Origin of the sequence: Streptomyces cyaneus (assembly GCF_004028635.1) — a bacterium.
In the GTDB taxonomy this organism is placed as follows: Bacteria; Actinomycetota; Actinomycetes; order Streptomycetales; family Streptomycetaceae; genus Streptomyces; species Streptomyces cyaneus.
In genome coordinates this window covers 678,288-695,818 of record NZ_RQJW01000004.1, presented here as the reverse complement: position 1 = coordinate 695,818, position 17,531 = coordinate 678,288, and the positions used below count along the sequence as shown (strand labels likewise).

Sequence of the window (17,531 nt, the reverse complement as noted above, 5' to 3'; positions counted from 1 at the left end):
TCACTCGCTCACTCGCTCACTCGCTCACTCGCTCCGCAGCAAGTGCGGCCAGTGCCGGGGCCTCCCAGACGTCCGTCATACAGGCGGGCAGGGTGATGTCCACGGCGGCCGTCATGCGCGGGACCACCAGGTGGTAGCCCGCCATGCCCAGCGGGATGCCGTCCGGCGTCGGCAGCCCGGGCCGCACGGGCGTAAGCGGCGCGCGGCGCCAACGTGGTCAGCGTCGGCCAGTCAGCTGCGACCACGTCGGCGTAGCTCTCCATGAACTCCCCGACGACCAGCACCCGTTGGGGCCGGGCGAACGGCAGGCCCACGCCCAGGCGCACCGAGCGCGGCGAGGACGCAGACGGCGGGTATGCCGAGCAGGGTGACGGCGTTAACCCCCGTGAGGTGGACGGCGACAACCTGCCCCGGTCGAAGGCGCGTGAACTCGGCCCCGACGCCGGCCGGGACATCACCCACCTCACCGGCCGGCCACCCACCGTCGTCCTCGCGCGAGACTGACCTCACTAGGATGCCCCCTAGAAGCTCTAGGGGCCCCAGGCCAGGTCACGTATCCGGAGGTCACCCACCCCATGGCCCGCGCAGGACTCACCGCCGACCGCCTCGCCGCGGCGGCGGCCGATCTCGCCGACGAGGTCGGGTTCGAGAAGGTCAGCCTGTCCGCGCTGGCCCGCCAGTTCGGGGTGAAGGACGCGAGCCTGTACTCGCACGTCAGGAATCTCCAGGACCTGCGGACACGGGTCGCGCTGCTGGCCGGCGGCGAGATGATCGACCGGATCGCCGCCGCCGTCGCCGGACGCGCCGGCAAGGACGCGCTCGCCGCCTTCGCGGACGCCTATCGGGAGTACGCCCTTGAGCACCCGGGCCGATACGCCGCCACCCAGATCCAGGTCGACCAGACCCTCGTCGCCGACTCCCCCGCCATGCGCCGTACCGCCGAGATCACCTACGGCATGCTCCGCGCCTACGGCCTCGAGGAACCCGACCTCACCGACGCCGTCCGCCTGCTGCGCAGTACCTTCCACGGCTACTGCGCCCTGGAGTCCACCGGCGCCTTCGGCGCACCCCGGGAGGTACGCAAGTCCTGGGAGCGCGCCGTCGAGGCCCTGCACGTGGCGCTCGTGAACTGGCCACGCGGCGAGCACGACCGGCAGCCGCCCCAGTTGTCACCCTGACCACTTAGACTGGAAGCTTCGCGGAGGTCACACGCCGCCGCCACGGGGGAGGGAGCGTGTCTTGTCCCAACAACAGCTCGGACGCGGCCCCCTGAGGCTCCGGCAGACCCGTCCCGTGCCTCCCGCTCCCGACGAGGAGACCCCGGACAGCTCGCCCCCAGCGCGTTTCGTCGGCTGGCTCGGTGGCCTCGGGTGTGTGGCCGCCGGGTACGGCGTGTTCCAGTTCCTGTTCAGTGTGCTGCCCGGCTCCATCGAAGCTTCGGCCGCCCGCTATCTGATCGCCGGCATCAGCGGACTCGGCACCTCCGTGGCGGCCTGGCTGGCGGCGGCGCTGCTGCGGGCCCGGGCGGCAGCCGGTGGGCGGGCACCGGGCACCGCCGTAGGACCCGCTGCGATGGCGCCGGGGGCGCCCGGTCCGCTCCCCCAGGCCTTCGCCTCCGCCTACGACAGCCTCGTCGACCAGGTGTCCGTCGTGGACGACCCGGAGCTCGGACGGCTCACCGGCTGGCCGCACTCCCTCGGCGAGGACTCGCCCTCCCGCCCCACCCCCGTCGGCACCGCGTACGGCCTGCACATGATGCTCGACCTGGGCGTGCCCGAAGGACGGCTGAACACCGGCGACCTGGTGGACACGCTGTGGCGGCTGCGGCTCCCGGAAGGCGGCTGGTCGGCGCGCTCGCAGGGGTCCGAGGCGCGTCCGGAGGTCACCGCGCTGGTGCTGGGCGCGCTGGCCCGGGCGGGCGGCTCCGCCGAGCGGCTGGCCGCGGAGGTGGACCGGTGCACCAGCGCGTTCACGCGTCAACTCGACCGTGCCGGGCGGGAGTCGACCCATGTCGTGACGACCGTGCTGCGCGGGCTGCTGCGTGCCGCGCCCCGCTGCGAGGTCCTGCCCGTGCTGCGCGATGCCCTCGCGGACGGCGCGATCAGCGACCCGCGCCGCGATCATCTGCGCTGCTGGGGCTACCGCCTCGACCCCCCGCACGGCTGGCCGTCGCCGCTGCACACCGCGCAGGCCGTCGTCGCCCTCGACCGGGCCGCCCGGGTCCTCGGGGAGAACGCCGGTGCGCGCGCCGCCCGTGAGGACGGCGTCCGCTGGCTGCTGACCTGCCCGGAGGCCTCGCACGACACCTGCGCGGATCTGAGGAACCTGCACGAGGAGGTACGCCGACCGCGCACGGACGACCCCTCGCGCCACGAGGTGCTGAACGTACGGCACTTCACCGCGTCCTGGGTGGCACGTGCCCTGCTCTCGCCCGGCGCCGTGGAGATCGCCCGCGCCGACGGCCTGGAGGAGCAGTGGCGGGTACGGCTGGACGGGGCCGTCGCCGCGGTGTGGGCGGGGCAGACGGACGGCGTCTGGTTCTGGGGGCGGGGTGACAGCACCGAGCTGCGGCGGCCCATGTGGATGACCTATCAAGGTCTTTCGACGCTGCGCGCGCATGCCGTATGGATGTATCAGCCGGGTGGCTGAACTCGGATGTCACGAGCGGTCGTTGGAGGATGAGTGCATGGGCGGTCGGCAGGTCCTGGCGACGCGGCGGCTGCTGGCCGGGGCACTGGACGGTGAACTGCCCGAGCACCGGCTGGCGTCCGCCGCCCGCTCCGTTGTCGCCGAACTCGGCTCCCCCGACCGACTGCCCGAGCTGATCGACGAACTCGCCTCCGGGGAGGGCGATCCCGAGGGCTGCGCGCGGCTGTCGTACCGCCATGTCCTGGGCTTCGACAAGCTGCTGCTGATCGACGGCGGCCCGCGTCACATGCTGCGCGCGCACGTGTGGCATCCGGGCGCGGGCGGGGTCGGCGAGGAGGACATCCACAACCACCGTTCGCCACTGGCCTCCTATGTCGTGCGGGGCCGACTGGCCATGGAGTTGTACGAGGTCTGCGGCGAGGGCGGCGATCACGCCGGTGACGCCGGTGACACCGATGCCGGAGTCGGCGGTATCGCGGCGGTTCGGTACGAGGAGTCGCTGGCGGAGCGGTCGGCGGACTGGGTGCTGGAGCCGGCCGGTGCGGCGCGTCTTCGGCTGACGCATGTGGGGCAGTACGCGGCGGGCAGTTCGTACGCCCTGCCCGCGCACACTCTGCACCGGGCCTGGTGCGACACGGACGCGCCGACGGTGACGCTGTTCCTGGAGACGGGCACGGGGCGGCGGCGACACACCGATGTGTTCACGGCGGCGGGCCCGCATCCGGGCGCGGTGGCGAAGGTGCCGCTGGATGTGCGGGGCTATCTGGAGGCGTTGAGGGATCTGGGGGAACGGCTCAGGGCCTTGTGACGGGTGCCTTGGGAAGCGCTTGTGACGGGCCTTGCGACGCCTTGCGGTACCCCGCCGCCCGGCGGCTCTGTGCGCCGGGCGGCGGGGTCGGCACGGGTTACGGGAGTTTCACGAACGGCGACAGGAAGGCTCGGGCGCCCGGAGTGTCCAGGCGGTACGTCACGTTCGTCGCGTAGCACGGGGTGTCCCCGGTGATCGTGGTGGCGGCCAGGACGTTCTTGCCGCCGATCACCGCGAAGTTGGGGCCGCCCGAGTCGCCGTAGCAGGCACCGCCGTTGCCCTGCGGCGCGGTCATGGCAAGGCGTGCCCAGGAGTCGTTGAGGGCGTTGAAGGTGACGGGCGCCTTCAACCGGACGCCACCGCCGGGGTGGGTCTGCCCGCCGGGGCCGTTGGCGGCCTCCTGGGTGCCGTATCCGGCGACGAACCAGTCGGTGGCGTTCAGGCCCTGCGGTCCGAGCTTGCCGAGCTGGTTCGCGGCGGGCAGGGTGGCCGGGGTGAAGGTCCAGCGGGCCTTGACCAACGTGCCGGGCAGCTCGATCACCGAGATGTCGTGGGTGTCCGACGCGGGCCCCGGGAAGTCGGGGTGACTGTGAGCGGTGCCCTGTACGGCGACGGCCCTCGCCTGGGCGGCCGGGTCGCCGGGGTACTTCTTGGCGGCGGCGTCGAGGCCGGCCTGCACGTCCTGGTCCAGTGACACGTAGAACTTCACGTTGTCGGGCCAGTCGGTGGTGCAGTGCGCGGCGGTCAGGAAGGTGTCCGCGTCGATCATGGTGCCGGAGCAGACCCAGTCGACCCGGTCCGGGGTCGCGGGATCGCCGTCGTTGTCCCAGGTGGCCACTAGCGCGCCGACCTCGGTGCGTTCGGGGGCGGGCGTCGCGTTGTACGAGTTGATGGCCGAGGACGGCAGCGCCGTGGCGAGCACGGCCGCACAGGCAGCCGCGGTGACGGCGGTGGCGCGTATGGCTGACAAAAGAACTGACCCTTCTGCAGGTGAGCTGGGTGTTCTCCTGTGGGGGGGTGCGCCAAGTGAAACGTCTGGAGGCGGCGGCGACAAGAGCGTGCCCGCTCCTCCAGGGTTTTCCCTATGTGTTCCCTGTGCGCTCCCCGTGCGATCAGCTCGCAACGCGGAAGTGCCCCTACGGGCTCAGGACTCGGTGAAGGCCTGGTGCACGATGTCGAGGTTGTACGCGTCGACGTCCACGCTGGTCAGCTCGGACCGGCCGAGCCACCGCGCGTCCTGATCCGGCTCGGGGAGGGTGACGCTCGCAGTCAACGGCCTGACGAGGAAGTTCTCCTGCCAGTTCTTGATCTCGTGCCCTCGGTAGTCGCTGAGGAAGGACGACTCGCCGACCTTGCGGACGACTTCGCCCAGCAGTCCGGTCTCTTCCTTCAGCTCGCGCAGGGCGCCGTCCTCGGGACTCTCGCCGGGCTCCAGCTTTCCGCAGGGGACACCCCACACCCGCGGCAGGAACCGTTCCTTCTCGCTGCGGCGCACCAGAAGCACCCGCTGCTTGTCGTCCATCACGACGGCGGCCGCCAGTCGCCTGTCGCCGGGGATGTCCATGGTCATGGTTCCTCGGTCTCTCGCCGGTGATGAGTCCAAAGGGTCTGATACCCGGGAAAGAGTCAAGGCTAACAGGAAGCTACGGCCCGTAGCTGTGAGGCAGGTCGCCCCGGCGGCTGAGCGCGTCCACGGCACCGTACGAGGGGACGGCCCCCTGCGGTGTCCGCCCCTCCCTGATGTCCACGACCGCTTCCAGCGCCGCGCCGAGTGCCCGCCGGTAGAGCAGCGAGCCGAGACTGACGCGGCGGACGCCGAGGTCGGCGAGGTGGGGGACGGTGGGGCCGTTCGGGGTGTAGAGGATGTTGAGGGGAACGTCGAGGTGTTTCACCAGGGCGGCGATCTGTCGGGGGTCGGTGAGCCCTGGCACGAACACGCCGTCGGCGCCTGCCTGCTGATAGGCGTCGAGGCGTTCGAGGGTCTCCTCTCCGTCGCCCAGCCAGTACGTGTCGGTGCGGGCGTTGAGGAAGAGGCCGGGGGCCGCCGACTTGACCGCGGCGATCTTCGCGGCGTGCAGCGCGGTGGATCCGAGCCGGTCCTCCAGGTTGATGCCGACGGCTCCGACCGCCGCCAGTTCCCGGGCGAACTCCCCCACCTGATCGGGGTCTTCGCTGTAGCCGTCCTCCGCGTCCACGGAGACGAGATACGGATCCGAGCCGAGGTCGAGGGCGAGCCCGAGTGTCTCGTCACGGGTGGCCGAGGTCCCGTCGGGCAGGCCGGCGGCCGCGGCGACACCGAGGCTCGTCGTGCCGATCGCGGGAAAGCCTTCGGCGGCGAGCGCCCTGGCCGAGGCGTGGTCCCAGGCGTTGGGGAGCAGCAGGGGCTCGTCACCGTGGTGGAGGTCGGCGAACGCGGTCATGAGAGGTCCTCCGGGACGGCAGCGGTTACGACAGGTCTCCTACGGCGTCGGCGTAGTACGTCGATCCCTCCAGGTGGCGGGCGAGTTCGCGGAAGCTCCAGCCTTCGCCGGGCGAGTCGTCGAGCTGCTCTTCGCCGAGGGCGTCCAGCCGGTTCGCCCAGACGCGGGCGAGGCGGGTCAGCCGGCTGCGGGCCTCGTCCAGGTCCTGCGGGGTGAAGGGGGCGAGGTCCGCTTCGGTGGTGATGGCGGAGGCGTGCCAGTGGTCGGGCTGGGGCTCCTCGCCGGCCAGACGGGCTTCCAGTTCGGCGAGGTGGTCTATGAGGTGGTCGGCGACGCGGCGGATGGCCTTGTGCGGGGTGTGGACGCGGTCGTCGACGTGGGCGGGCTTGCCGTCCCAGTTCGGCCAGGTCGCGGCCAGGGTGAGGACGTGGTCGACCATGGCGGTGACGGCGTCCGCGGGGGTCTGACGGGCGGTTTCGGTCATGCCCGAACGCTAGGCGCACGTCGTTTCGGTGCCGGCCGAAGTGATCCGGCCCCCAATCTGTGAAACTTCAGCAACTTTCCCGGCCCGGGCGGCGACCGGGATACATGACTTCCGCAAGACGCACGACGTCCGCCCCCGTGTCCGGCGCGCCCAGGCATCGTCGGGCCCACGCCGCCCGCAAGCCCCTCATCGCGGGCCTCGCCGCCACCGCCGCCCTGGTGGGAGCCTGGTACGCCACCGCCGGCGCCGCCCCCACGGCCGCCCCCAGCCTTTCTCCCACGACCACCACGGTGAACCTGCCCGCCAAGTTCCCCTACCTGTCGGCCGGTTACAACAACACCCGTGAGTGGACGCGCACGGCGACGGCGGTGGCCCCGAACGGCACCCTGCGGGTGGCCTGGCCCGCCTCGGACGGCATCCACGTCACGCCGCTGACCGCCGCCGGCAAGCGCTCGGGCGCGGACACGATCGTCAAGGGCACCAAGGAGGTCGGCGGCCTCGTCGCGCACAACGACGGCTTCGCGCTGCTGACCCGGGTCGCGGACACCAACAAGTGGAAGGAGACGGCGGCCGCGTTGATCCGCTACGCCAACGGCAAGCAGACCTTCCGCACCAAGCTGACCGGCACCTCCTCCAACGACACGGCACCGACCCTCGACGGCCGGCTCACCTGGAACGGCACCAAGTACGGCGCGTACTTCGTCGTGCACGGCGCGGGCGGCTTCGCCGACGGACACTTCGGCGACAAGCTGTCGTACGTCGGCGCCAAGGGTGCCAAGCTCAGCGGCGGCTGGAGCTGGGGATGCAGCCACAACGAGGGCATCGCCCTGCATGCCGAGAAGACCGGCGCCTTCGCCTCCCTCTGCTTCGACGACTGGCGCTCGGGGCTGTTCGTGTCGACGGGGATCGGCGCGCCCGACAACGCCCCGGTCGTGCAGCGCGAGCAGTGCTGGGCGGGGTACTGCGGCGGCACGTTCGCGGGCCGTACCGGAGACATCGTGAAGTCGGCCACCGGTCGCTACGCCACCGCCTTCGCCTCCCGTGGCGCCGCGTCGGCCGCGAAGAACCCGGACGACTCGAGCGGCCGCGGCTGGACGGTCAAGCCGAAGACCAGTACGCACCAGGTGGCGGTCGCCTTCCTCAAGAACCGCAGCACCCCGGCGGGCAAGGCGACCCAGCTGTCCAACACCAAGGACGTCGAGCACGTCAACGTCCATATCGCCCCGTACGGCAAGGACCGCCTCCTGCTGTCCTGGGAGTCCCTGAAGAACGCCAAATGCGCGAACGGCACCTGCACCGGCACCTTCGCGGGCACGTCCTTCCGGCTCATCGACTGGCACGGCAAGTTCGTAAGCGCCACGAAGGTCGTCGGCAGCCGGATCACCGGCGACATCGCGGTCCAGAAGGACGGCACCCTGACCTGGGCGTACGCCCCGGTCACACCGTCGTACGCAGCGCCGCTGACGGGCGCGTCCCCCACCTCCACGACACTTCGGATCGCGCGCCTCACGCCCTGAGAGTCCAAGCATGCCGAGGATGCGCTGCTGGTCGGCGAGATGATCCGGCTCGTGATCACCATGCTGCCGGCCACCACTCACAACCGACCCGGCAGGCTCAGGAGAGCGTGACGCCCACCCCGTTCTCATCCAGCTCATCCAACCGGACCCGCACCTCGCGCCCCGCGCTCCAGCGGACGTGGATCTCGCCCGACTCCGCCACCTGTACGGCCACCAGCTCCTGAAGCGGCACGGGGTCCGGCTCGGCGGTGAGGCGGGCGAGAGCGACGAACACGGTGGGACCGTCCCCCGTCACTCCCGTCAGGCCCGTCGGCTCGGAGTCGCTCAACAGGCCGTACACAGGCACGAGTTGGGCCTTGACGCCCTCCCCCGCCGCCCACCCCGTCACCCGCACCGCCGTCCCGGGAGCCGCGCCCACGACCTGATGGATGCGCACCTCCACCGCACCCTCGGCCAGCACCACACTGCCGACCCGGATCCCGTCGCCGACCGAGTGCCGGGAAGCCGCCCAGCCCTCCCCCACCCCCAGCGGCACGATGTCGGTACGGCTCGGATCGTCACCGACGATCACGCTGTTGTCGTACGACGACGAAGGCGCCGTCACCGTCGAGTAGGCGAGGCGCGTGTAGTACGGGTCGTAGCGGACGTCCTCGCTGCCGTGGTTGTGGAGGCGGACCAGGCCGTCCGAGCTCGTGGACTGCAGCAGCCAGTTGGGGGCGGCGATCGCCGTGAGCGCGTTCGTGCGCTCGGACGGGGCGGGTTCCTCCGGCGCCGTCCAGACCTCGTGGTCCGGCGGCAGGAGCAGGCCGAGGAAGGCCTTGCTCGCCCAGTACGGGGACGCCGGGCCCGAATAGCCTTGCAGGACGGCCTCGTCGGGGCCGTGCCAGCCGAGGGTCAGCAGCCCGTCGGCATCCACCGCGCCCCGCTGAAGGAAGTACTTCAGCGCGCCGGAGGCCAGCCGCCTCGTCTCTCCCGGCGTGAGCGGCGTACGGCCCGTCAGGGCGCCGAGCCACAGCGGGGCCGTGGTCGCGAAACGGTAGGTCAGGGAGCGGCCCTGGTGCATGGGGGCGCCGTCGGCGCCGAACAGGCGGGCGTAGTCCTCCAGATGCCGTGAGAGCCGGCCCCCGTACAGCTCCAGCAGCCGCTCGTCCCGCGCCAGCCAGGCGTGCAGCACCGGGTACAGGTGCATCGCCCAGCCGTTGTAGTAGTCGAACTTCCGGCCGTCGCCGTCCGTGTACCAGCCGCCGCCGACGTACCAGTCCTCGATGCGCTCCAGTCCGCGGTCGATCGCCTTGCGCGACTCCTCGGCCTCGTGGCCGATCTCTTGGAGGAAGCCGCCCACCGTCACCGGGAACAACTCCCAGTTGCAGGGCCAGGCTTCGGCCGTCACCGCGTCGCCGAGCCAGGCCGCCGCCCGCTGTCGCACCCCGTCGTCCAGCCGGTCCCACAGCAGTGGCCGCGTCAGCCGCAGCGCGAGGGCGATCGACGCCGCCTCGACCAGGGGCTGGCTGCGGTCCTCGATGCGGGGCCAGACGCCCGAGACACCGGCCGCGAGTCCGTCGGCGTAGCGCTCCAACGCCGTCTCGTCCCGGCGGAAGGCCGCCAGGAGCAGCGTGCGGGCATAGCCCTCCAGGCCGTCGGAGAGGCGGCCCGACCAGCTCTCGCGGTCGCCGGGGAAGTGGTACAGGGCGCGGTCCTCGGTGGCGTACGGCTCCACCGCGGCGAGCAGGGCGTCGGCGGCCGCCTCCCAGTGGGCGCGGGTGTAGCCGGTGCGCGGGCTGCGGGTGCGGTCGTCGGGGGGCAGGTGCATCGGTTCTCTCTCTTGCCGACTCGGTTCAGACCTGGGGCGCTCCGGTTCCGGTCGAAGCGCCCCAGGGGCTCATCCCACCCGCACCAGACCCTCGAGCACCAGATGCCGGGCGGCGAGTTCATCGCGGACCAGGCCCGCGTACACCGTGGCGCCGTGCACCGAGGTGTGGGTGTTGTCCCGCTTCTCGTTGTAGAGGTACAGCGCCTTGGAGGCCTCGACGCCCAGGGACTCCACCAGCGCCTTCGTCTTCGCCGTCAGGTCGATCAGCGGGACGTCCTCGGCGGCGGCGATCGAGCGGATGACGGCCGGGTGGTCCACGCCGAGGCCGTTCACCAGCAGGGCCGTGCCGTTGTTGAGCGTGCCGTCGGCGTTGAACCAGCGGCGCACGATCGGGGTGACGAGGACTGGCTCGCCGCCCTTCTCGCGCACGCCTGCCACCAGAGTCTCCAGGTTGGCGCGGTAGGTCGCCTCGTCGGTCGTCTTGTCGTTGTGGGCGAGCTGGATCAGGACCAGGTCGCCGCGGCGGATCTGCGGCTGGACGGTGGCCCAGAGCTGCGGGTTCCCCAAGTAGGTGACCGTACTCTCGCCGGAGTCGGCGTAGTTGGCGACGGACACGCCCTTGCGGAGGTACTGCGGCAGCTGCTGGCCCCAGCCGGAGTACGGGTCGCCGGGCTGGTCGCAGACCGTGGAGTCGCCGACGAGGAAGATCTGGCGGGCATGCCGGGCCGGGGTGACCTTGATGTCGGCGAGCGCGGGCGCCGAGCCGCCGAGGACCAGGTCCAGGCCGGGGGTCCCTGCGGGGCCCGTCGGCTCGCCCTCGGGCGTGCGGACGTTCACGGTGAAGCTGCGGGAGGCGCGCTCGCCGGCCGCGGCGACCGTCTCGGGGAGCAGTGCGCGGCGCGTCTCGCCGGTGACGCTCGTGCTGGACGCGGCCTCGCCGCCGAGGAGGACCTTCACGTCGTACGTGCCGGGCGGGACGTCGAAGTGGCAGGCGGTGGCGGTGCAGTTCTCGATGCCGAGGGGACGCTGAGCGCCGTACGGCTCATGCGCCTGAGCCGGTACGGCCGTCAGGACCGACAGGCCGGTGCTCAGCGTCACCGCCGCCAGGGCGGCACGGTTGAAACGTCTCATTCGTCGACTCCTCCACAGGACGACATGGCCTGGCGCTGGACCGTACCCGTTTCTGCAAGCGCTTTCTAGACCTCGGTTCGATTTCACAAGACTGCCAACTTCTCAGCGGCGAAAGCCCTTTCGCGAAATTGATTCAACTGTCACCCTCGCTCTCACCCGCACCACCCCCACACCTCTCTCGAAGGAGGCACCCCCCATGTCCGGATCCACCCCCAGACCGGTCCGCCGCCGTACCTTCGTGCTCGGCACCGCGGCCGTGGCAGGCACCGCCGCGCTGAGCGGCACGGCCTCCGCCGCGGCCTTCGGCTGGAGTGACGACGGCTCGAACTACGTCGTCGACACCGGCGCCAACCTCGTCTTCAAGGTCAGCAAGACCAACGGCGACCTGACCTCGCTGGTCTACCGGGGCACGGAGTACCAGGGCTACGGCGGCATGAACTCGCACATCGAGTCCGGCCTCGGCAGCTCCACCGTGTCCATCAAGCAGTCGGGTACGACGATCCTGATCTCGGTCGCCTACGGCACACTGCGGCACTACTACGCGGCCCGCAGCGGCGAGAACAACATCTACCTGTGGACCAACAAGGCCGACACGTCGGTCTCCGCGACCCGCTACATCCTGCGCGTGAAGAAGGGCCTGTTCCTCAACGACGAGCCCGACTCCTACACGTACACGAACAGCACCATCGAGGCCTCGGACGTCTTCGCGAAGTCCGACGGCCAGACCCGCTCGAAGCACTACTCCAAGCTGCGGGTGATGGACTACAACTACGTCGGCTGGACCAGCGGCAGCGTCGGCCTGTGGATCGTGCGCAGCAACCACGAGAAGGCGTCCGGCGGCCCGTTCTACCGCTCCCTGCTGCGGCACCAGAGCGCGGACGGCGGTGGCCTGTACGAGATCCTTTACTACGGCCAGAACCAGACCGAGGCCCAGCGCTTCGGCCTCCAGGGCCCGTACGTCATCGCCCTCACGGACGGCGGAGCACCCTCCTCGTCGCTGTTCCCGGGCACGCTCACCACGTCGTGGGCGGACTCGCTCGGCATGTCCGGGTACGTCGGCGCGAGCGGGCGCGGCAAGGTGGCCGGGGTCGGGATCTCCGGGCGGAACACGGCGTACGCGTACACGGTGGGCCTCGCCAACTCGGCTGCGCAGTACTGGGGTTCGGCGCGGTCGTCGGACGGCTACTTCTCGATCGGGGGTGTGCTGCCGGGGACGTACACCCTCACCGTCTTCAAGGGTGAACTCGCCGTCCACACGACCTCGGTGTCCGTCACGGCCGGCGGCACGACCACCCTCAACACCATCGCCATCCCGTCCTCGAACGACCCGAGCAACGCCACCGCCATCTGGCGGATCGGCGACTGGAACGGCACACCGGGCGGCTTCAAGAACGCCGACCTGATGACGTACGCGCACCCCTCGGACGTCCGGGCGGCCTCCTGGACCGGCAACGTGGTGATCGGCAACAACGAGACGGCGTCCTTCCCTTGCTACCTCTGGAAGGACGTCAACAGCGGGATCCTCGTGTACTTCAAGCTGACGGCGGCGCAGGCGGCGGCCGCGCACACCCTGCGGATAGGGGTGACGACGGCGTACGCCAACGGACGCCCCCAGGTGTCGGTCAACGGCGCCTGGACGTCCGCCATCCCCTCCCCGCCCACCCAGCCGAACACCCGGTCGCTGACCAACGGTTCGTACCGGGGCAACAACCACACGTTCACCTACAGCGTGCCGGCGTCCGCCTGGCTGACGGACACCGGCCAGTACAACGTGCTGAAGATCGACGTGGTGAGCGGTTCGGGGACGACGGGCTATCTCAGCGCGGGCACGGCGATCGACGCGATCGACCTGCTCGCCTGACGACACCTCATGTCCCGCGCGCCCACTGCTGGTTCGTGCCGCCGTTGCACGTGTACGTGATGACGGCGGCGGAGTTGGCGGTGGATGCCCCGTTCACGTCCAGGCACTCGCCGGTCGCCCGGGACTTGACGTTCACGTAGGAGCCGGTGGTGGTGAGCGACCACTGCTGGTTGGTCGAGGAGGCGTTGCAGTTCTCCTGGGTGACCGTGTTCGCGTTCTCCTGGACGCACAGGGAGCTGCTCCTGACCATCAGCTGGTAGTAGCCGCTGCCCACCGACTTGAACCAGTACTTCTGGTTGTTGCCGCCGTTGCAGTCGTACTGCTTGATCTGGGCGCCGGCCCACAGCGACTGGCTGGTGACGTCGGCGCACCTGCCGCTGTGCCGTGCGACGAGCGTGTTGTACGTGGCGCTCGTCCCGCTGATCGACCCGGTGGCCGTGTCGATGGTGACCTCCGGGGTCCAGGACATGGACATCGAGGTCGAGGAGGGGAAGGTCAGCGGCAGCCAGACGTAACGGGAGTCGTTGACGGTGCCGCCGAAGGAGTTGCCCCAGCGGTCGCCCAGGTAGAGGTACGAGGTGGTCGAAGTGCCCTGCACGGGAAGGACGTACGCGGTCTGCGAGCCGTACGTCGTGGAGTCGCCGATGTTCGTCATCGCGGTCCAGGGGCCGGCGATGCTGGTGGCCGTGGCGTACTGCTGCTGGTTGGGGTTCCAGCCGGTGGCGCCCGACGTCAGCATGAAGTAGACGCCGTTCCGCTTGAACAGGGCGGGGGCCTCTCGGTGGCCACCGTGCCAGGGGTCCGCGACCAGGGCCGCGATGCCCGTGTAGTCGCTGGTCAGGCGGTAGATCTGCAGGTCGTAGTTCTCGCGGGCGGCGGAGGCCATGTAGCCGGTGCCGTCGGTGTCGACGAAGACCGTGATGTCGCGGGACATGTGCTGGCCGAGCGGGCGGAAGCTGCCCTGCCAGGTGTAGTTGCCGTCGACGGTGTCGGAGACGGCGACGGCCGCGCGGGCCTCGCTGTAGTCGGTGCCGTTCTCCTTGTGCATCCACATCACGAACTTGCCGGTGGAGGCGTTGTACATGACCTTCGGACGCTCGATGTTGGCGGTGGCCAGCTCCGAGGCGCTCGACTGGGTCAGGACGTGGTTCCTGAACTCCCAGTTCTTCAGGTCGGTGGAGCGGTAGGCGTCCACGTACCGGAAGGTGTTGTCGGCGTTGCGGTGCTCGCCGAACCAGTAGTAGTAGGAGCCGACCTTGATGACGCCGCCGCCGTGCGCGTGCACGGGGTTGCCCGAGGTGTCGGTGAACTGCGTGCCGTTGGTGATGGTCTGGGCTGCCGCCTGGGCGGGGCCGGCGGTGGCCAGGGCGCCGGCCAGCGCCAGACAGAGGGCGAGCAGAACCGCGTACGCACGTCTCATCTTCACGCACTCTCCTTCACCGAGTCGGCGGCGGCGTCCGTCGCCGTGTCTGCCACGGGTATGCCGAAGTCGGGGGTGCCGTCCGCGTTCCAGTTCAGCTTCTGGATCCGGGTGTGGCGGTTGGGGTCGTTCAGCGGGTCGCCGACGATCTCCTTGTACTGGCGGGCGTGGTAGACGAGGACGTCGCTGCGGCCGTCCTCGGCGACGGTGAAGCAGTTGTGGCCGGGGCCGTACTGCTTGGTGGTGTCGTTGCTCGTGAAGACGGGGGTCGGCGACTTGGACCAGCTGGCCGGGTCCATGAGGTTGGCGTCGGCGTCGACGGTCAGCATGCCGACGCAGTAGTGGTAGTCGGTCGCGGAGGCCGAGTAGGTGAGGAAGATCCGGCCGTTGCGCTTGAGGGCGTAGGGGCCTTCGTTCACCTTGTAGCCGATGCACTCCCAGTCGAACTCAGGGGTGGACAGCCTCACTTGAGGCCCCGTCAGCGTCCATGGGTTCGCCATCTCGGACAGGAAGAGCCCGGTGTTGTTGTCCATCCCGGGTTCGTGCTGCGCCCAGCACAGATAGCGGGTGCCGCGGTGGGTGAAGGTGGTGGCGTCGAGGGAGAACGTCTCCCAGGCCGTCTTGACCTGGCCCCTCTCCACCCAGGTGCCCTTGAAGGGGTTGGGGTGGGAGTTCTCCAGGACCCAGATGCGGATCTTCCACACGTCCTCGGCGGGCGCGGAGGCGAAGTAGATGTACCACTTGCCGCCGATGCGGTGGAGCTCGGGAGCCCAGATGTGCGCGCCCATGTCGCCGGTGGTGTGGGCCCGCCAGATGACCGACTCGGCTGCCGTGGACAGGCCGTTCAGGGTGCGGGAGCGGCGCAGGATGATGCGGTCGTACTCGGGGGCGGTGGCCGTGAAGTAGTAGAAGCCGTCGGTGTGGCGATGGATGTGCGGGTCGGCTCGCTGCTGGACGAGGGGGTTCACGAAGGGGGCTGCCTTCGGGGGTGCGGCGTGGGCGACACCGGGGAGGGCGGAGGCTGCGGTCAGGGCGCCGGCGGCTGCGGCGCCCTTCAGCAGCAGTCTGCGACTGGGGACTTGAGGGCTTGGGGGGAGGTGGGGCAGGTCGTCTGCGCGGCTCATGCGGACTGCCTCTCGGGGGTTCTCAAGGGGGGAGGTTCGAAATGCCGGACACCATCTGCCATTCCGAACGCCGAAAAGGTAAAGGTGTGCAGCTGAGAGGTCAACGGGTCCGACGTGACGGAGAGAGCGCTTTCCATTTGGGCGTCATTTTTTGTTATCGGCCCCCCTCCCTCCGCGTCTCCCATGACGTGCGCAGCCATTCCCCCAAGACAGCAGCGGCCGTCGGCGCCCTCGCCATGGTCGCCGCCCTCACCGTCACCGCTCCCCCCGCCGTGGCCGCCGGTCCCCGAGACGTCACCGCCGACGTTCTCGGGGGCCGGGACGTGACGCTCAGCGGTGACACGGTCGTCACCGTGCCGGCCGGGACGACGACGTACGACGGCGTCTTCCGCGGCGAGGGCACGCTCACCGTGCGTGGCAGTGGGACGCTGATCCTGACCAGGGACAGCGACTTCACACTGCCGAAGTCCCGGCAGCGGCAGAAGGTGAGCATCCTCGGCGGCAACCACCCGTACGTCACCACGACCGCCGCGGACCCACCGGCGATCACGGTCGAGCGCGGGGCGACCCTGCAGTACGGCAACGGCGGCACCACCGGCCTGATCGGCCACTTCCCGTACAACACCCCGGCGTTCCGGCTCAACCAGGACAACATCCGGGTCGACGGCACCCTGCGGCTCTCCCTGAAGAGCGCCTACAACCTGGGCACGATCAGCGGCTCCGGGCTCATCACCCAGCCGCGCTTCCTGTGGGGCACCTGGGACCTGTCGGGCGCCCACTCCTTCTCCGGGGTGATCGACAACGGCACACAGGTGAACGCCGGACGCCCGGAGTTCGCGACGTCACTGCCGAACGTGCGCAAGATCCTCAACCAGGGCACGTACACCGTGGACACCCCGCTGGGCCAGACCGTCACCATGGGCATGGACTTCTACCAGCGCGAGTACGGCAGCGACATCAACGTCCAGTCCCGGCCGGGCAGCAAGGTCGTCCTGACCGGCCAGTACAGCTGGTCGAACCAGGGCGGTGACACCAACCCCTCCCTCAGCGACCCGTCCCTGAACTGGACGCCCGCGCGCAAGAACGTCAACAAGCGCGGCACCAACATCAAGGGCGCCAACGTCCAGTGGGGCGACGGAACCACGAACAAGATCTTCATGCCGGGGACCGCCGAGACCGTCTACATCAACCTCCTCGCGGCCCGCTCCCGTTCGCAACTCACCTTCGACTACAACGGACCGGTGACGCTGGGCGCCCCCATCGGCGGCGGCCGCTTCCACGACACGCTGGCCGCGCCCGGCGCGGGGGACATCGTCATCAAGGGGACGAAGGGCAACGACGTCACCTTCGCCGCCGTGCAGTACTACGACGGCTCCACGACCGTCGAGAAGGGCGCCGTGCTGCGGCTGGGCAGCGGCAGGTCCGGCGGTGACGGTGGGCTCTACACGAGGGGTGACCTCTACAAGATCGTCAACAACGGCTCGCTCGTGCTGAACAACACGCGCAAGGCCCTGTCCCTGTCCCGGATGAGCGGCAGCGGGTCGCTCACGCAGTCGGGGGCCGCGACGACGACCCTGACGGGGAGCGCGGTGACGTACACCGGCACGACGACGGTCAAGAAGGGCACCCTCGCCCTGCGCGGCGGCGCGACGCTCGCCCGCAGCAGGGCGATCCGGCTCACGTCGGCGAAGTCCCGTCTGGACGCGGGGACTTCGGGACTGCGTGTGGGCGAGGGGAAGACGCTGACCGGCAAGGGCACCGTGCAGGGAGCGGTGACGAACGGCGGCGTGGTCGCGAGCGGTCTGACCGTCTCCGGCGACTACACACAGTCGGCGAAGGGCGAACTCGTCCTGCGGGACGGTCCGTTGAAGGTCACCGGCGCGGTACGCCTGGCCGGCGATCTGGACCTCGCGGCCGCCGCCACCGCGACGAAGCCCGCCCGGAAGATCACCGTCCTGGACCACCGGGGCCGGGCGAGGACGACCGGCGCCTTCACCGGCCTCAAGGAGGGCAGGAAGCTCCAGCTGGGCGAGACCACCTACCGGATGAGCTACCGCGGCGGCGACGGCAACGACGTGGTCCTCACCGCCGTCACCGCCACCCCCTCCCCCGGCGCCGACACCCCCCGCACCGCGGCCGACACGGTCGCCTCCCCCGGCACCCGCACCGCCAGCGCCACGAGCAGCGGCCTCGGCTGGTGGCCGTACGTCCTGGCCGCGGGTCTGCTGGTCGGGCTCGCGATACCGGCGATGCGGTTCGGACGGGGCAGCGGACGGCGCCGGGGCGGACGGCACGCGGCGTAGGGCT

At 70.4% G+C, this 17,531-nt stretch carries 16 protein-coding genes; 7 read left to right on the top strand and 9 right to left on the bottom strand.

The features are described from left to right. Positions 1-16 precede the first annotated feature (16 nt). Positions 17-187, bottom strand: coding sequence for a hypothetical protein (locus tag EHO50_RS18395; protein ID WP_246101217.1), 171 nt, complete (start codon positions 185-187; stop codon positions 17-19). 74 nt (positions 188-261) lie between these two features. Here EHO50_RS18395 and EHO50_RS18390 point away from each other — a divergent pair, with 74 nt between their 5' ends. The 4 genes from EHO50_RS18390 (at position 262) to EHO50_RS18375 (ending at position 3,457) form a co-directional block, all read left to right on the top strand. Continuing rightward, entirely contained in the window at positions 262-504 is a 243-nt protein-coding gene (locus tag EHO50_RS18390; RefSeq protein ID WP_128431218.1) for a hypothetical protein, read from the top strand. 71 nt (positions 505-575) lie between these two features. Next, positions 576-1,178: a TetR-like C-terminal domain-containing protein gene (locus EHO50_RS18385; RefSeq protein WP_128431217.1), complete on the top strand. Its 603-nt coding sequence runs from the start codon at positions 576-578 to the stop codon at positions 1,176-1,178. 115 nt (positions 1,179-1,293) lie between these two features. Next, a complete protein-coding gene (locus EHO50_RS18380; protein WP_246101216.1) occupies positions 1,294-2,649 on the top strand; it encodes a prenyltransferase/squalene oxidase repeat-containing protein in 1,356 nt (451 codons plus the stop codon). Positions 2,650-2,686: 37 nt separating this feature from the next. Continuing rightward, positions 2,687-3,457 (top strand): hypothetical protein, encoded by a 771-nt coding sequence (locus EHO50_RS18375; RefSeq protein ID WP_128431215.1) that lies wholly within the window; start codon positions 2,687-2,689, stop codon positions 3,455-3,457. A 97-nt stretch (positions 3,458-3,554) separates the two neighbouring features. Here EHO50_RS18375 and EHO50_RS18370 read toward each other — a convergent pair whose 3' ends face one another. The 4 genes from EHO50_RS18370 to EHO50_RS18355 all read right to left on the bottom strand — a co-directional run bounded on the left by EHO50_RS18370 (position 3,555) and on the right by EHO50_RS18355 (position 6,361). Further along, the gene (locus tag EHO50_RS18370; RefSeq protein ID WP_181449647.1) at positions 3,555-4,427 is read right to left on the bottom strand and encodes a trypsin-like serine protease; all 873 of its coding nucleotides are present in this window, start codon (positions 4,425-4,427) and stop codon (positions 3,555-3,557) included. Between the two features lie 174 nt (positions 4,428-4,601). Then, positions 4,602-5,027: an NUDIX hydrolase gene (locus EHO50_RS18365; RefSeq protein WP_128431214.1), complete on the bottom strand. Its 426-nt coding sequence runs from the start codon at positions 5,025-5,027 to the stop codon at positions 4,602-4,604. Positions 5,028-5,100: 73 nt separating this feature from the next. Then, on the bottom strand, positions 5,101-5,877 hold the full coding sequence (locus EHO50_RS18360; RefSeq protein ID WP_128431213.1) for an isocitrate lyase/PEP mutase family protein: 777 nt from the start codon (positions 5,875-5,877) through the stop codon (positions 5,101-5,103). Positions 5,878-5,902: 25 nt separating this feature from the next. After that, positions 5,903-6,361 carry a hypothetical protein gene (locus EHO50_RS18355; protein WP_128431212.1) on the bottom strand — a complete coding sequence of 153 codons (459 nt, stop codon included), beginning with the start codon at positions 6,359-6,361 and terminating at the stop codon, positions 5,903-5,905. A 104-nt stretch (positions 6,362-6,465) separates the two neighbouring features. Here EHO50_RS18355 and EHO50_RS18350 point away from each other — a divergent pair, with 104 nt between their 5' ends. Continuing rightward, on the top strand, positions 6,466-7,878 hold the full coding sequence (locus EHO50_RS18350) for a hypothetical protein (RefSeq protein ID WP_181449646.1): 1,413 nt from the start codon (positions 6,466-6,468) through the stop codon (positions 7,876-7,878). A 97-nt stretch (positions 7,879-7,975) separates the two neighbouring features. Here EHO50_RS18350 and EHO50_RS18345 read toward each other — a convergent pair whose 3' ends face one another. Both EHO50_RS18345 and EHO50_RS18340 read right to left on the bottom strand, forming a co-directional pair. Continuing rightward, the gene (locus EHO50_RS18345; RefSeq protein ID WP_128431211.1) at positions 7,976-9,688 is read right to left on the bottom strand and encodes a DUF2264 domain-containing protein; all 1,713 of its coding nucleotides are present in this window, start codon (positions 9,686-9,688) and stop codon (positions 7,976-7,978) included. A 69-nt stretch (positions 9,689-9,757) separates the two neighbouring features. Further along, positions 9,758-10,819 carry a rhamnogalacturonan acetylesterase gene (locus EHO50_RS18340; protein ID WP_128431210.1) on the bottom strand — a complete coding sequence of 354 codons (1,062 nt, stop codon included), beginning with the start codon at positions 10,817-10,819 and terminating at the stop codon, positions 9,758-9,760. A gap of 196 nt (positions 10,820-11,015) precedes the next feature. Here EHO50_RS18340 and EHO50_RS18335 point away from each other — a divergent pair, with 196 nt between their 5' ends. After that, positions 11,016-12,680: a rhamnogalacturonan lyase B N-terminal domain-containing protein gene (locus EHO50_RS18335; RefSeq protein ID WP_128431209.1), complete on the top strand. Its 1,665-nt coding sequence runs from the start codon at positions 11,016-11,018 to the stop codon at positions 12,678-12,680. 7 nt (positions 12,681-12,687) lie between these two features. On the opposite strand, the gene EHO50_RS18330 is transcribed toward EHO50_RS18335, so the two are convergent. Then, positions 12,688-14,100 carry an RICIN domain-containing protein gene (locus tag EHO50_RS18330; protein WP_128431298.1) on the bottom strand — a complete coding sequence of 471 codons (1,413 nt, stop codon included), beginning with the start codon at positions 14,098-14,100 and terminating at the stop codon, positions 12,688-12,690. A 2-nt stretch (positions 14,101-14,102) separates the two neighbouring features. After that, on the bottom strand, positions 14,103-15,224 hold the full coding sequence (locus EHO50_RS18325) for a glycoside hydrolase family 43 protein (protein ID WP_128431208.1): 1,122 nt from the start codon (positions 15,222-15,224) through the stop codon (positions 14,103-14,105). 188 nt (positions 15,225-15,412) lie between these two features. On the opposite strand from EHO50_RS18325, the gene EHO50_RS18320 reads away from it, so the two are divergent. Then, positions 15,413-17,527 carry an autotransporter-associated beta strand repeat-containing protein gene (locus tag EHO50_RS18320; protein WP_128431207.1) on the top strand — a complete coding sequence of 705 codons (2,115 nt, stop codon included), beginning with the start codon at positions 15,413-15,415 and terminating at the stop codon, positions 17,525-17,527. The last annotated feature ends 4 nt before the right edge of the window (positions 17,528-17,531 follow it).